12 protein-coding genes are annotated in these 14,294 nt (G+C 69.5%); 11 read left to right on the plus strand and 1 reads right to left on the minus strand.

All coding sequences use genetic code 11. The features are described from left to right. The first annotated feature begins 395 nt into the window (after positions 1–395). The 11 genes from murG (at position 396) to ileS (ending at position 13,809) form a co-directional block, all read left to right on the plus strand. A complete protein-coding gene (gene murG / locus QH290_RS29020; protein ID WP_280386354.1) occupies positions 396–1,562 on the plus strand; it encodes an undecaprenyldiphospho-muramoylpentapeptide beta-N-acetylglucosaminyltransferase in 1,167 nt (388 codons plus the stop codon). Between the two features lie 80 nt (positions 1,563–1,642). Then, a complete protein-coding gene (murC, locus tag QH290_RS29025; protein ID WP_280265547.1) occupies positions 1,643–3,088 on the plus strand; it encodes a UDP-N-acetylmuramate--L-alanine ligase in 1,446 nt (481 codons plus the stop codon). Positions 3,089–3,122: 34 nt separating this feature from the next. Next, positions 3,123–3,959: a cell division protein FtsQ/DivIB gene (locus QH290_RS29030; protein WP_342213239.1), complete on the plus strand. Its 837-nt coding sequence runs from the start codon at positions 3,123–3,125 to the stop codon at positions 3,957–3,959. 357 nt (positions 3,960–4,316) lie between these two features. Beyond that, positions 4,317–5,567, plus strand: a complete 1,251-nt coding sequence (gene ftsZ, locus QH290_RS29035) for a cell division protein FtsZ (protein WP_280386356.1) — start codon at positions 4,317–4,319, stop codon at positions 5,565–5,567. 378 nt (positions 5,568–5,945) lie between these two features. Continuing rightward, entirely contained in the window at positions 5,946–6,680 is a 735-nt protein-coding gene (gene pgeF / locus QH290_RS29040) for a peptidoglycan editing factor PgeF (protein WP_280386358.1), read from the plus strand. Between the two features lie 282 nt (positions 6,681–6,962). Then, complete coding sequence (locus QH290_RS29045) at positions 6,963–7,712, plus strand: YggS family pyridoxal phosphate-dependent enzyme (protein WP_280386359.1); 750 nt, start codon at positions 6,963–6,965, stop codon at positions 7,710–7,712. Between the two features lie 187 nt (positions 7,713–7,899). Then, positions 7,900–8,706, plus strand: coding sequence for a cell division protein SepF (locus QH290_RS29050; protein WP_280265435.1), 807 nt, complete (start codon positions 7,900–7,902; stop codon positions 8,704–8,706). 125 nt (positions 8,707–8,831) lie between these two features. Further along, positions 8,832–9,128 carry a YggT family protein gene (locus QH290_RS29055; protein WP_036567455.1) on the plus strand — a complete coding sequence of 99 codons (297 nt, stop codon included), beginning with the start codon at positions 8,832–8,834 and terminating at the stop codon, positions 9,126–9,128. Between the two features lie 78 nt (positions 9,129–9,206). Continuing rightward, on the plus strand, positions 9,207–10,040 hold the full coding sequence (gene wag31, locus QH290_RS29060) for a DivIVA-like cell division protein Wag31 (RefSeq protein ID WP_280265434.1): 834 nt from the start codon (positions 9,207–9,209) through the stop codon (positions 10,038–10,040). Between the two features lie 48 nt (positions 10,041–10,088). Beyond that, positions 10,089–10,292 carry a hypothetical protein gene (locus QH290_RS29065; protein ID WP_068018333.1) on the plus strand — a complete coding sequence of 68 codons (204 nt, stop codon included), beginning with the start codon at positions 10,089–10,091 and terminating at the stop codon, positions 10,290–10,292. A gap of 313 nt (positions 10,293–10,605) precedes the next feature. Continuing rightward, complete coding sequence (ileS, locus tag QH290_RS29070) at positions 10,606–13,809, plus strand: isoleucine--tRNA ligase (RefSeq protein ID WP_280265433.1); 3,204 nt, start codon at positions 10,606–10,608, stop codon at positions 13,807–13,809. On the opposite strand, the gene QH290_RS29075 is transcribed toward ileS, so the two are convergent. After that, positions 13,806–14,294, minus strand: a 489-nt coding sequence (locus tag QH290_RS29075; protein WP_280386360.1) for a helix-turn-helix domain-containing protein, incomplete at its 5' end; no start/stop codon positions are given. The two genes, ileS and QH290_RS29075, sit on opposite strands and share 4 nt — an antisense overlap.

A 14,294-nucleotide genomic window follows, 5' to 3' on the forward strand; every position in this document is an offset into this window, starting at 1 on the left:
CCTCACTCGCATCCGGTGCGCTTGTGCCGGTCGGCTGGTCGCCGGGGTTGGGGGTGGGCGCCGGGGGGGTGGTCGGGGGGGCCGGGGCGTGGGGAGGGGCGGGGCGCCCCCCCCCCCCCCGGTTTTTTTTCGCGGGCGCCCCGCGCCCCGCCGGCCGGGGCCCGTGCCGGGGTGCGGGCGGCGGCGCCGCGCCGGGAGCTGCCGCGCTCCGGCGGCACGGGGCGGCGGGGTGGTGCCCAACCGGCCCCGCGCCGCTCGATAGATTCGGATTCGGCGCGGCGCCGGGCCGCCGATCCGGGCCGGCGCGACAGCCGCAGCACCCGCTCCTGGCGCAGTACCAGGGCGTGGGAGCCGAACTATCCGATGACACATGCGAGAGAACGGGGTAATTCGAGGTGACAGCGTCCGAGGAGCGGCCGGGGACGGAAAGACCTGGGGGACGGGCGCTCTCGGTGATCGTCGCGGGCGGCGGCACCGCCGGACATATCGAACCCGCCATGGCCGTCGCCGATGCGCTGCGCCGGCTGGACCCGTCGATCCGGATCACGGCGCTGGGCACCCGGCGCGGACTCGAGACCAGCCTGGTGCCCGAGCGCGGCTATCCGCTCGAACTGATTCCGCCGGTGCCGTTGCCACGCAAGCCGTCCGGTGATCTGCTGCGGCTGCCCGGCCGGGTGCGCTCCGCGGTGGCGCAGGCGCGCGCGGTGATCGACGCCGTGCAGGCCGACGTCATCGTCGGATTCGGCGGCTATGTGGCGCTCCCGGCGTATCTGGCGGCGGGCCGCGGAATCCGGCGCAGGCGGCGGGTGCCGGTGGTGGTGCACGAGGCGAATGTGAAGGCGGGGATCGCGAACAAGGTGGGTGCGCGGCGCGCGGCCCGGGTGCTGGCCGCGGTGGCGAATTCGGGGGTGCGCGGGCCGGGGAGCCCCGATGCCGACATCGTGGGAATCCCGGTGCGCGAGACGATCGCGACCCTGGACCGGGCGGCCCTGCGCGCCGAGGCGCGCGCGCATTTCGGGCTGCCCGCCGAGGGCGCGGTGCTGCTGGTGTTCGGCGGTTCGCAGGGCGCGCGGCGGCTCAACGAGGCGGTGTCGGGGGCGGCGCCGCGGTTGCTGGCCGCGGGCATTTCGGTACTGCACGCGCACGGGCCCAAGAACACCCTCGAGATCGCGCCGACCGATCCGGACAGCCCTGCGAAATACGTTGCCGTGCCCTATCTCTCGCGCATGGACCTCGCCTACGCCGCCGCCGACGCCGCCGTGTGCCGCTCCGGCGCCATGACCGTCGCCGAGGTGTCGGCGGTCGGCCTGCCCGCGTTCTATGTGCCGCTGCCGCACGGCAACGGGGAGCAGGAGCTCAACGCTCGCCCCGTGGTGGCCCAGGGCGGTGGCAGAATTGTCCCGGATTCGGAACTGACCGAGAAATATGTGATCGACGAGGTGATTCCGCTGCTCACCGACCCGGTGCGGCTGTCGAAGATGGCGGTGGCGGCCGCCGGTGCCGGCCACCGCGAGGCGGCCGACGCGGTGGCGCGGATCGTGGTGGAGGTGGCCGGCCGGTGACAACAGGAAACGAGCCCGACGAGCGCACGCAGCCCTTCCGCGAGATCGCCGACCTGCCGCCGCTGCTGCAGCGAGTGCACATGGTCGGCATCGGCGGGGCGGGGATGTCCGGAATCGCCCGCATACTGCTGTCGCGCGGCGGCTCGGTATCCGGCTCCGACGCCAAGGAGAGCCGCGGCGTGCTCGCGCTGCGGGCCCGCGGCGCCGAGGTGCGCATCGGCCACGACGCCGGGGCGCTGGACCTGCTCCCCGGCGGCCCGACCGCGGTCGTCACCACCTACGCCGCGATCCCCAAGACCAATCCCGAACTGGTGGAGGCGAATCGGCGCGGCGTGCCGGTGCTGCTGCGGCCCGCCGTGCTGGCGGAGCTGATGCGCGACCACCGCACCCTGCTGGTGTCGGGCACGCACGGGAAGACCTCGACCACCTCGATGCTGGTGGTGTCGCTGCAGCACTGCGGATTCGACCCGTCGTTCGCCGTCGGCGGGGAGTTGAACGAGGCCGGAACCAACGCCCATCACGGCACCGGCGGATTCTTCGTCGCCGAGGCCGACGAGTCCGACGGCTCGCTGCTGCAGTACGACGCGGATATCGCGGTGGTCACCAATATCGAATCCGACCACTTGGACTTCTTCGGGACCGACGAGGCCTACGTCCAGGTCTTCGATGATTTCGTGGCGCGGCTGCGGCCCGGCGGGCTGCTCGTGGTGTGCGTGGACGATCCGGGCTCGCGGGCGCTGGCCGAGCGGGTCGCCGCCCGGCAGGCGTCGGGGGAGCTCGACATCCGCGTCCTCGGCTACGGTTCCGGCGAGATCCCCGACGCGCCCGTGCCGGTCGGCGTGCGCCTGCTGTCGTGGGAGCCGCGCGATGTCGGCGGGGTGGTCACCTTCCAGTTCGCCGACGAGCCCGCGCCGCGCACGCTGCGGCTGGCCGTGCCCGGACGGCATATGGCGCTCAACGCTCTGGCCGCGCTGCTCGCCGCGCGCGACGCCGGTGCCGAGACCGACGAGGCGCTGCAGGGGCTGGAGGGCTTCGGCGGCGTGCACCGGCGCTTCCAGTTCGTCGGGCGCGAGAACGGCGTGCGGGTCTTCGACGACTACGCCCACCATCCGACCGAGGTGCGTGCGGTGCTGGGGGCGGCGTCGGAGCTGGTGCGGCAGGAGGCCGCCGACGGTGCCCGATCCCGGCAGGGCCGGGTGATCGTGGTGTTCCAGCCGCACCTGTACAGCCGCACCGCCACCTTCGCCGCCGATTTCGGCGCCGCGCTCGACCTCGCCGACGAGGTGGTGGTCCTCGATGTCTACGGCGCGCGCGAGAAGCCGCTGCCCGGTGTCAACGGCGCGCTGGTGGCCCAGTCGGTTACCAAACCGGTGCATTATCAACCGGATATGTCGCGGGTCGGGCGGCAGGCCGCGAGCCTGGCCCGGCCGGGCGACGTGGTGATCACCATGGGCGCGGGCGATGTGACGATGCTGGGCGGGCAGATCCTCGACGGGCTGCGGGTGCGGCCGCCGACCGGGCGGTGAGGGCTGGACGGGGAGCGTTCGGGAAGGAGCGCGCATGAGATCTCGTGGCACACAGCGATATCCGGACGAAGATCTCGACGATGCGCAGGATCTCGGTGACGAGGCCGTGAGCGAGCGGCGACGGTCCGCCCGGCGGGCGGGTCGCGACCGGTCCCGGCGCCGGGGCCGCGCGGGAGTTTCCCGGTTCTCCGGCCGTTCCCTGGCGGATATCCCGCCGCGCCGAATCGCCCTGTGGGGCTTGCCCGTTGTCGTGGTGGTGTTCGCGCTGGTGGTGGCCGCGTACTTCACGCCGCTGCTGTCGGTGCGCACCGTGCGGATCGAGGGCCTGGCCGCGGTGCCCGAACAGCAGGTGCGCGACGTGCTGCGGATTCCGGGCGGTCGCTCGATGCTGCGCCTGGATACCGATGCGATGGCGCGGCGGGTGGCGGCCATTCCCAAGGTGCATTCGGCGCGGGTGCAGCGGAGTTTTCCGGGGACGGTGCGAATTCTGGTTCAGGAGCGCACGCCCGTGCTGTTCTTCGACAGTCCGGAGGGCCCGCATCTGCTCGACGGCGACAGTGTCGAATACGCGATCGAGCCGCCGCCGCCCGGTGTGCCGAAGCTGACCACCCGGACTCCGGGTGGTAGCGATCCGGTGACTCGGGCGGCGGTGACGGTGCTCGACGCCTCGCCGCCGGGCCTGCGGGTGCAGGTGGGAGAGGTTGTGGCGCGGTCGGTTTCGGATATCCGGCTGACGCTGCACGACGGGCGCACCGTGGTGTGGGGTGGGGCGGACGATTCGGCGCGCAAGGCCGCGGTGGTGCTGCCCGTGCTGACTCGGCCGGGCACGGTGTTCGACGTGTCGAGTCCGGATCTGGTAACGGTAAAGTGAGTGATACCCGTTGTGCCTACCGGGTTTTCGGCGACTGTGAGCGGCAGCCGCCGAAATCTCGCGGGCACCAGGAACGATTCCCCGTGCTCGGGGCGGCCGTTCGCGATACGATGCGGGGCGGGCTCGGACGAGACGGATCACACAAGATTCTCACGCTCGTTTCGGCGCGCCTGCGCGCGGATTGCGGCGGGTGCGAATAGCGTTCCGCAGCAGTCGGATACTTGACATAACGCTAACCCTATTGTTGAGGTTTAGGGTTTGCCCGGACGAGCTTCCGGGTTTGCTCGAACCGAACGGTCGGTGTTCTGCCGAGAATCCGAAAACGACAGGCTTTAGATCGAAGGAAGGCGAGAGCCCATGACGCCCCCGCACAACTACCTTGCAGTGATCAAGGTCGTCGGTATCGGCGGCGGCGGCGTGAATGCCGTCAACCGGATGATCGAACAGGGACTCAAGGGAGTCGAGTTCATCGCGGTCAACACCGACGCGCAGGCGCTGCTGATGAGTGACGCGGACGTCAAACTCGACGTCGGCCGGGAACTCACCCGCGGACTGGGCGCCGGTGCGGATCCGGAGGTGGGCCGCAAGGCCGCCGAGGATCACAAGGACGAGATCGAGGAGGTGCTCAAGGGCGCCGACATGGTCTTCGTCACCGCCGGCGAGGGCGGCGGCACGGGCACCGGTGGCGCCCCGGTCGTCGCGAGCATCGCCCGCAAGCTGGGCGCGCTGACCATCGGCGTGGTGACGCGGCCGTTCTCGTTCGAGGGCAAGCGCCGCAGCAATCAGGCCGAGGCCGGGATACAGGCGCTGCGCGAATCCTGCGACACGCTGATCGTGATCCCCAACGACCGGCTGCTGCAGCTCGGCGATGCCGCGGTGAGCCTGATGGACGCGTTCCGCTCCGCGGACGAGGTGCTGCTCAACGGTGTTCAGGGCATCACCGACCTGATCACCACGCCGGGCCTGATCAACGTCGACTTCGCCGACGTCAAGAGCGTGATGTCCGGCGCCGGGTCGGCGCTGATGGGCATCGGCTCCTCGCGGGGCGAGGGCCGATCGGTGAAGGCCGCCGAGGCGGCGATCAACTCGCCGCTGCTCGAGGCCTCGATGGACGGCGCGCACGGGGTGCTGCTGTCGATCGCGGGCGGGTCGGATCTGGGCCTGTTCGAGATCAACGAGGCCGCCTCGCTGGTGCAGGAGGCCGCCCACATCGAGGCGAACATCATCTTCGGCACGGTGATCGACGATTCGCTCGGCGACGAGGTCCGGGTCACGGTCATCGCGGCCGGTTTCGACGGCGGCACCCCCGCCCGCCGCATCGACTCCGCGGGCCGCTCGACCATCGGCCCGGCCCGCGCGGGCGAGATCGGCCAGACCTCGACGCGCGCCACCGATTTCACCTCCACCCGCTCGACGGAGTCCACCCCCGCCTCCTCTACGGTCCAGCGCGGCCCCGCCCCCTCCTACGAGCCCCGCCCAACCCCCACCTACGAATCCACCCGCCCCACCAACGACCCGTCGGTAACCCACAACTCCCGCACCCACATCCAACCCCCCGACGAAGACACAGACGACGACGTAGACGTCCCCTCCTTCATGCGCCGCTAACACCCCACCCCGAGGCACCCGCTCCAGCGCAAGGGAGCGGGTGCCTCCTTCTCCCCGCCCCCAGCGCCGGACGCGGGGAACAGAGGCCATGGGTCGCCCTCCGTGAGGAAATCGATACGCCCGTAGCCTTCTATACCCCGCATCCGGCGCTGGCGCGCCGGATGCGGGGAAAACAAGGCCCATTAGTCGCGCCAGGTACGAACACGCTTCCCGTCCTGGACGACCATCGACTCCGATCCCTGCATCCGGCGTATGGCCTGCGGCCCCTCTGATCCCTGCATCCGGCGTATGGCCTGCGGCCCTTCTATCCCTGCATCCGGCGCCCCGGCGCCGGATGCAGGGCGGTGGTTGGCCTGGGGTGGCTATTAATCTCGGGGTATGACGACTGTTTCGGTTCGGACCAGGCGGGTTACCACTACGCGGGCGGGTGGGGTGTCGCGGGCGCCGTATGACTCGTTCAATTTGGGGGATCATGTCGGGGACGATCCGGAGGCGGTGCGGCGCAACAGGTTACGGCTGGCCGAGGGGATCGGGCTGGCGCCGGAGCGGCTGGTCTGGATGGAGCAGGTGCACGGGCGGCATGTCGAGATCGTCGACGGGCCGCGCCCGGAACCCGTGCCGGTGACCGACGCGCTGGTCACCAGCGTGCCGGGCCTGGCCCTGGTGGTGCTCACGGCCGATTGCGTCCCCCTGCTGCTGTCCGATGACGAGGCGGGCGTGATCGCGGCGGTGCACGCCGGGCGGGTGGGCGCACGGATCGGCATCGTGCCGCGAGTGCTGGAGGCCATGGTCTCGCTCGGCGCGAAACCCGAACGGATCGGGGCATTCCTGGGCCCGGCGGCGAGCGGACGGCAGTACGAGGTCCCCGCGCAGATGCGCGACGACGTCGAGGCGCACCTGCCCGGCAGCGCCACCACCACCGCCAAGGGCACGCCCGGCCTGGATCTGCGCGCGGGCGTGCGCCGCCAACTCGAGGACGCGGGCGTCGGCGCGGTCGCGGTGGACCCGCGCTGCACCATCGAGGACGAGACCTTGTTCAGCCACCGCCGCGGCGCCCCCACCGGCCGCATCGCCGGAGTCATCTGGATGGAAACCGAAGGTTCCCCGGAGTGAGCACCCCGGCATTTGCCGCACCACTTACGTGTTCCCGCACCCTTTTCAGGGCCCTGGAGGGGGTGCGGGAACATGTAGGGGGTGCGGCGGAGTTGGGGTGCGCGACAAATTTCGGGGGGCTCGATGAGGAACATCCATGAAGGTGCGGGATGAGAGGTTTGTATCGGATGCCCCTATTTTGTGGGCTTGCGCCTACAACCGCGCCGTGAATGGACGCGGAAAATGGACGATCGACACGCCCGGGACATTCGTGATCAGTTTCGCATTCGAGGGAGTTGTTCTATGACCGCCGAATCCGGCACCGCCGCAGCGGAATCCACGCGGGCGGCCGAACTGTCCAGTGCCCTGACCGGTCTGTTGAGCCGAATCGAGGCCGCCTGCCGCGCCGCCGGGCGCGATCCGGGCGAGGTCCGGCTGCTTCCGGTGACGAAATTCTTTCCGGCCTCGGATATCGAGGCCCTGTACCGCCTCGGGCGCAGGGAATTCGGCGAATCCCGGGAGCAGGAGGCCGCCGCCAAGGTGGCGGCCCTGGGCGAGCTGTCCGCGGTGCGCTGGCACATGATCGGGCGCCTGCAGCGCAACAAGGCCAAGGCGGTCGCGCGCTGGGCCTACGCCGTGCATTCGGTGGACACCGAGCGCCTGGCAGCGGCCCTCGACAGCGCCGTGGGCACGGCGCGCGACAACGGCCACCGCACCGCGCCTCTGGAGGTATTACTGCAGGTCAGCCTGGACGGCGATCCGACTCGCAGCGGCGTCGACCCGCAGGATTTGCCGCGGTTGGCCGATCGGGTCGCGGCGGCGGAGAACCTGCGGCTGGCGGGCCTGATGGCGATCCCCCCGCTGGCCGCGGATCCGGAGCCCGAGTTCGCGCGCCTGGCCGCCCTGCACGACCGGCTGCGCGCCGATCATCCCGGGGCGGCCGAGCTGTCCGCGGGCATGTCCGGCGATCTGGAAGTCGCGATTCGACACGGCTCGACCTGCGTGCGTGTCGGTACCGCGCTGATGGGCGAACGACCGATAACCTCTGGATAGCAAACAAACCTCATCAGTCACATTCGAAACATATGCTGGGACTGACGAGGAGTGAGCAAGACTTCAACACCCCAGGCCAGCCGGGTGCCGTAGGAAGGTCGACCAGGATGAGCGAGCGCAGCGAGCGAGACATAAGCGCAGCCACGAGCATGCTCGTGCTGGGGCCGAGTGTAAGCGAGGTGGAGGCATGAGCACCCTGCACAGGTTCAAGGCCTACTTCGGAATGGTTCCGCTCGAGGAATACGAGGACGACTACATCGACGACCGCGGCCCGCGCGGTTCCGAGGACCACGGTGCACGCCGCGGCTTCTCCGAGCCCCGCTACGACGCCGGTCGTTCCCGATTCTCCGACGACCGTTTCTCCGACGATCGTTTCGGCGACGACCCGGGCTACCCCGAGCCGTCGTACAAGGCCCCGTATCAGCCCGGATACTCCGTCGCGCGCCGCGACGACTACGGCACGGAGCCCTACGGCGAGGATCGGTACGAGCCCCGCCGCCCGACCCGCATCGATGCCGCGCCGTCCGGGCGCGCGCGGTCGATGGATCGGCTCGGCGGCGGCAGTGGCGGCGCCTCGATGGTGCGCGGCACGACTCACGGTGCGCTGGCGGTGGATCCGGAGGCCGAGCGGCGGATGGAGGAGCGGCGCATGGAGGAGCGGGCCCGTTTCGAACCGGCACCGCGCCGCACACCGGTCTTCGAGGACGGAGGCCCCTTGTCCAAGATCACGACGCTGCGCCCGCGGACCTATGCCGAGGCCGCCATCATCGGTGAGCGGTTCCGCGACGGCACGCCGGTGATCATGGACCTGGTGGAGATGAGCAACTCCGACGCGCGCCGGCTGGTGGACTTCGCCGCGGGCCTGGCGTTCGCGCTGCGCGGTTCGTTCGACAAGGTCGCGACCAAGGTGTTCCTGCTCTCACCGGCCGATGTGGATGTATCGGCCGAGGAACGCCGCCGGATCGCCGAAACCGGCTTCTACAACCAGCAATAGCGTCGACACCGGGGTGTGGCGCCGCGGCCGCCACCCCGGTCGACACGCCGCGAACGGGGGAGTTACGCCGGAGTCGGACGGCGCGGGGAGTTTGCAGGACACCGATTCTGAGGCAAAGTGGTCTGGTGGCCTTGTTCCAGGTGCTGTATGTACTCCTGTTCCTCTTCTGGCTGTTGTTGATCAGCCGAGTGATCGTGGAGTTCATCCGCAACTTCGCACGAGACTGGCATCCCCGGGGAGCGGTTGCCGTCGTCTTGGAGGTGATCTTCACGATCACCGATCCTCCGGTGAAACTCCTGAGGCGCTTGATACCTCCCGTGAACCTGGGTGGAATTCGCCTCGATCTGTCGATTATGGTCCTGCTTTTCATCGTGTTCATCTTGATGTCGGTGACCAGCAGGCTCGGACAGCCGGTCGCCTAGGTGTGACAGAATGGGCCGTGAACTTAGCTTGCTAGATCTACCGCTAGATCTCCGTACGAAGCGTGAAGGGATCCTTCCATGCCGCTGACCCCAGCCGATGTGCACAACGTCGCGTTCAGCAAACCGCCGATCGGGAAGCGCGGCTACAACGAGGATGAAGTCGACGCCTTCCTCGACCTGGTCGAGCAGGAGCTCTCACGCCTCATCGAGGAGAATGCGGATCTGCGCCAGCGGGTTGCCGAGCTCGATACGGAGCTGACCGAGGCCAAGAAGGCCCCCCGCCCGGCGCCGCAGGCGGTGAAACAGGCTCCGCCGCAGCCGGAACCGCCCAAGCCCGCGCCCGTGGCCCCACCGGCCCCGGTCCCGGCCGCCCCGCCCGCCGCCCCGAAGGACGCCGCGGACGCGAACCTACAGGCCGCCAAGGTGCTCAGCCTGGCCCAGGAAATGGCCGACCGGCTCACCAGCGACGCCAAGACCGAGGCCGAGCAGCTGCTGTCGAATGCCAGAGCAAACTCGGAGCGACTGGTCAGCGATGCGCGCACCCGCTCGGAGGGAATGATCTCCGAGGCCCGCCAGAAGGCCGAGACCATGCTGTCGGATGCGCAGACCCGGTCGGACAACCAGTTGCGTCAGGCCAAGGAGAAGGCCGACGCCCTGCAGGCCGACGCCGAGCGCAAGCACACCGAGATCATGGCGACGATCACCCAGCAGCGCAGCGTGCTGGAGAGCCGGATCGAGCAGTTGAAGACCTTCGAGCGCGAGTACCGGGTGCGGCTGAAGTCGTACCTGGAGTCGCAGCTCGAGGAGCTGGAGAATCGTGGCTCGGCGGTGCCGGTGGACGGCGGTGAGGCGTTCGACGGTGCCGGGACCAACAACCATGCGCCGGCGCAGTTCGCGAAGGGCGGCAAGTAGTTCCGTTCGAACGTTCGTCGAGCCACCTGGCCCGCCTAGGGGGTGACCATGCTCGTCTTGACGCTCGTCCTGGCCGCGATCGGATTCGCCCTGCTGGTGACCGCACTGACCACCGGCTCGGTGATCTGGGCGTGGGGTTGCATCGTGGTGTGTGTCATCGGTGCCGTGCTGTTGCTGGTCAGTGCGCTGTCGATGCGCGACTCCGACGACGACGATTCGTCGTCGCGTCCCGGGCGGCACGCGAAGCGGTGACGCCTGTCCGTCGCCTGGTGGGCCACGCCGATGGGGCCCGGAAATAACATTGCCCACCGCGGCTACAATCAAACCTGTAAGGCGGCATTGATCCGGCAATCACCGGGGAGCCTTCGGAAGAACGGCGTTCGCGCTCAGTAGAACCGAACGGGTGAGCCCGTCACAGCTCGCAACGAGAGGTCCGTGCCTTCGGAGCCCGGTACGGACAAGCGGGGTGGTACCGCGGTTTCGGCGCACCGGCGCCGGGATCGTCCCCGTGCCCACGGATACGCGCCCACTGCGGCGCGCCGGCACGAGGAGACCACTGCCCGACATGGCGGACGAGACTTCCAGCAACAGCGCCGCGTCCGACGCTCCCGCCGCGGTATCGCGGGCCTCCGGCTATCCCCGCGTGGATCTGGGTGCCGGTGGGCAGGTGTCGTTCCCCCGCCTCGAGGAGAAGGTGCTCGAGTACTGGGCGGCCGACGACACCTTCCGCGCCAGCATCGAGAACCGTTCCGGCGGAGACGAGTTCGTCTTCTACGACGGACCGCCGTTCGCCAATGGGTTGCCACATTACGGGCACCTGCTCACCGGGTACGTGAAGGATTTGATCCCACGTTTCCAGACCATGCGCGGCAAGAAGGTGGAGCGGCGGTTCGGCTGGGACACCCACGGCCTGCCCGCGGAAATCGAAGCGGAGAAGCAGCTCGGTATCACGGACAAATCACAGATCGATGCGATGGGCCTCGCGGAATTCAATGCCGCGTGCAAATCCTCTGTGCTGCGTTACACCAATGAGTGGCGCGCGTATGTGACCCGTCAGGCCCGCTGGGTCGACTTCGACAACGACTACAAGACCCTCGATCCCGACTTCATGGAGTCGGTGATGTGGGCATTCAAATCGCTGTACGACAAGGGCCTGATCTATCAGGGCTTCCGGGTGCTGCCCTACAGCTGGTACGAGCAGACGCCGCTGTCGAACCAGGAGTCGCGCCTCGACGACGCCTACCGGATGCGCCAGGACCCGGCGGTCACCGTCGACATGACGCTGTCCGTTCCGGGCGACCATCCGCTGCGCGAGCTGGACGGCGCGAACGCGCTGATCTGGACCACGACGCCGTGGACGCTGCCGTCCAACCTGGCGATCGCGGTGCACCCGGACCTCACCTACGCGCACGTGCGGGCCGCCGACGGCAAGCGGTATCTGCTGGCCTCCGAGCGGGTTTCGCACTATGCGCGCGAGCTGGGTGAGCAACTGGACCTGCTGTCCGAGCACGCGGGCGCCGCGCTGGCCGACCTGCGCTACACCCCGCCGTTCGACTTCTTCGCCGGGCACCCGAACGCGTTCCGGGTGCTGAACGCCGACTACGTCACCACCGACTCCGGTACCGGCGTCGTGCATCTGGCGCCCGCCTTCGGTGAAGAGGACATGGCGGTCGCCTCCGAGGCGGGCATCGAACTGGTGCAGCCGCTGGATCCGGGCGGCAAGTTCACCTCGATGGTGCCGCCGTACGAGGGCCTGATGGTCTTCGACGCCAACCCGGTCATCATCAAGGACCTCAAGGCCGCCGGAAAGATGCTGCGGCACGAGACGATCGAGCACTCCTATCCGCACAGCTGGCGGTCGGGGCGGCCGCTGATCTACATGGCGGTGCCGTCCTGGTTCGTGGCGGTCACCAAGATCCGCGACCGGATGATGGAGCTGAACAAGCAGATCGACTGGGTGCCGGGGCATATCCGCGACGGCCAGTTCGGCAAGTGGGTGGAGAACGCCCGCGACTGGAACATCAGCCGCAACCGGTACTGGGGCGCGCCGATCCCGGTGTGGGTATCCGACGACCCCGAGTACCCGCGCACCGATGTGTACGGCTCGCTGGATCAGCTGGAGCACGACTTCGGCGTGCGCCCGGCCGATATGCACCGCCCGGCGATCGACGAGCTGGTGCGGCCGAATCCCGATGACCCGACCGGGAAGTCGATGATGCGGCGCGTGCCCGAGGTGCTGGACTGCTGGTTCGAGTCCGGGTCGATGCCCTACGCCCAGGTGCACTACCCGTTCGAGAACAAGGAGTGGTTCGAGGGCACCCACGACGAGAAGCCGCACAGCCCCGGCGATTTCATCGTCGAGTACAACGGGCAGACCAAGGGCTGGTTCTACAACCTGCACGTGCTCTCGACCGCGCTGTTCGACCGCCCGGCGTTCAAAACCGCTGTGGCGCACGGCATCGTGCTCGGCGACGACGGGCTCAAGATGTCCAAGTCCAAGGGCAACTACCCGGATGTCAACGAGGTGTTCGACCGCGACGGCTCCGACGCCATGCGGTGGTTCCTGATGGCGTCGCCGGTGCTGCGCGGGGGCAACCTCGTCGTCACCGAGCGCGGGATCCGCGAGGGCGTGAGCCATGCGCTGCGGCCGCTGTGGAACGCCTGGACGTTCCTGCAGCTGTACGCGTCGGAACCCGGTGTGTGGCGCACGGATTCGACGCATGTGCTGGACCGGTACATCCTGGCCAAGCTGGCGTCGGCGCGCGATGTGATCACCGCGGCGCTCGAGGTCTACGACATCGCCGCCGCCTGCGACGAGCTGCGCTCGTTCGCCGACGCGCTCACCAATTGGTATGTGCGCCGGTCGCGTTCGCGGTTCTGGGACGAGGACCGCGATGCCATCGACACCCTGCACACCGTGCTGGAGGTGGCCACGCGGCTGGCGGCCCCGCTGCTGCCGCTGATCACCGAGGTGATCTGGCGGGGGCTGACCGGCGGCCGCTCGGTGCACCTGGCCGACTGGCCCGGCGAGACCGAGCTGCCGAAGGACCCGGAGCTGGTCTCGGCGATGGACGAGGTGCGCTCGGTGTGCTCGACGGCGCTGAGCCTGCGCAAGGCCCAGAACCTGCGCGTGCGGCTGCCGCTGTCCGAATTGACCATCGCCGCACCGGATGCCGAGCGGCTGGCGCCGTTCGCGGATCTGGTCGCCGACGAGGTGAACGTCAAGAAGGTGGACCTGACCACCGACGTCGCCGCCCACGGCCGCTTCGAACTGGCCGTGAACGCGCGCGCCGCCGGGCCCCGGCTGGGTAAGGACGTGCAGACGGTGATCAAGGCGGTCAAGGCGGGGGAGTGGACCGAGAGCCCCGAGGGTGTGGTCAGCGCGGCCGGAATCGACCTGCTGCCCGAGGAGTACACCCAGCGCCTGGTCGCCGCGGAGCCCGAGTCGACCGCCGCGCTGCCTGGCAATGCCGGTCTGGTGGTGCTGAATTCGGAGGTCACCGAGGAGCTGGAGGCCGAGGGCTGGGCCCGCGACCTCATCCGCGACCTGCAGGAGACCCGCAAGTCCGCGGGCCTGGACGTCTCCGACCGGATCACCGTCGTCCTGGACGTCCCGGCCGACCGCAAGCAGTGGGCCGAATCCCACCGCGACCTGATCGCGGGCGAAATCCTCGCCACCACCCTGACCTTCGGCGACCCGGGTCCCGACGCCGCCGAAGTGGTTGGGGGCGTGCGGGTTTCACTCACCAAGGCCGGAGTGCCGCGCTAGGCCGTAGTCGCGTGCCGGTGCACAGCGAGCTGGATCTCCAGGAGGAGGCGGTCGGGGGCCGAGTCCAGGTCCAGGCCCATGAGCTGGGTGGCGCGGCGGACTCGGTAGCGCAGGGTGTTGGGGTGGATGCGGAGTTCGGTGGCGGCGGTGCGGACGTCGCCGCGGTGGGTCAGGTAGGCGTCGAGGCTGGCGCGCAGGTCGGCGGAGTACTTGGTGTCGTAGTCGATCAGCGTGTCCAGCCGCGGGTCGCGCAGCTGCGGGTTGTCGCCGATCAGGGTGAGGATCTCCGCGAGCAGCACGGTGGTGCGCGAGTGTGCCAGCGTCGTCACCGGTTCGGCCGCAGGCAGATTCACGGTGCGGTCGAGCACCCGGTCCACCTCGGCGCGGGCCCCCCCCCCCAACCCCAACCCCGCACCCGCGGGGGCGATGGACGAGCCCCCCCGAAGCCCGGAGCCGGACGCCGCGAACCCCAACACCCGCCCGGG

The sequence above is a fragment of the Nocardia wallacei genome, from assembly GCF_029869545.1.
Lineage (GTDB): Bacteria > Actinomycetota > Actinomycetes > Mycobacteriales > Mycobacteriaceae > Nocardia > Nocardia wallacei_A.

Bases quoted from the DNA above. Each gene is read 5' to 3' on its own strand.
- pgeF (WP_280386358.1), top strand. From the start codon at position 5,946: ATGACGACTGTTTCGGTTCGGACCAGGCGGGTTACCACTACGCGGGCG.
- QH290_RS29030 (WP_342213239.1), top strand. From the start codon at position 3,123: ATGAGATCTCGTGGCACACAGCGATATCCGGACGAAGATCTCGACGAT.
- wag31 (WP_280265434.1), top strand. From the start codon at position 9,207: ATGCCGCTGACCCCAGCCGATGTGCACAACGTCGCGTTCAGCAAACCG.
- murC (WP_280265547.1), top strand. From the start codon at position 1,643: ATGGTCGGCATCGGCGGGGCGGGGATGTCCGGAATCGCCCGCATACTG.
- QH290_RS29050 (WP_280265435.1), top strand. From the start codon at position 7,900: ATGAGCACCCTGCACAGGTTCAAGGCCTACTTCGGAATGGTTCCGCTC.
- ileS (WP_280265433.1), top strand. From the start codon at position 10,606: ATGGCGGACGAGACTTCCAGCAACAGCGCCGCGTCCGACGCTCCCGCC.
- QH290_RS29065 (WP_068018333.1), top strand. From the start codon at position 10,089: ATGCTCGTCTTGACGCTCGTCCTGGCCGCGATCGGATTCGCCCTGCTG.
- QH290_RS29045 (WP_280386359.1), top strand. From the start codon at position 6,963: ATGACCGCCGAATCCGGCACCGCCGCAGCGGAATCCACGCGGGCGGCC.
- ftsZ (WP_280386356.1), top strand. From the start codon at position 4,317: ATGACGCCCCCGCACAACTACCTTGCAGTGATCAAGGTCGTCGGTATC.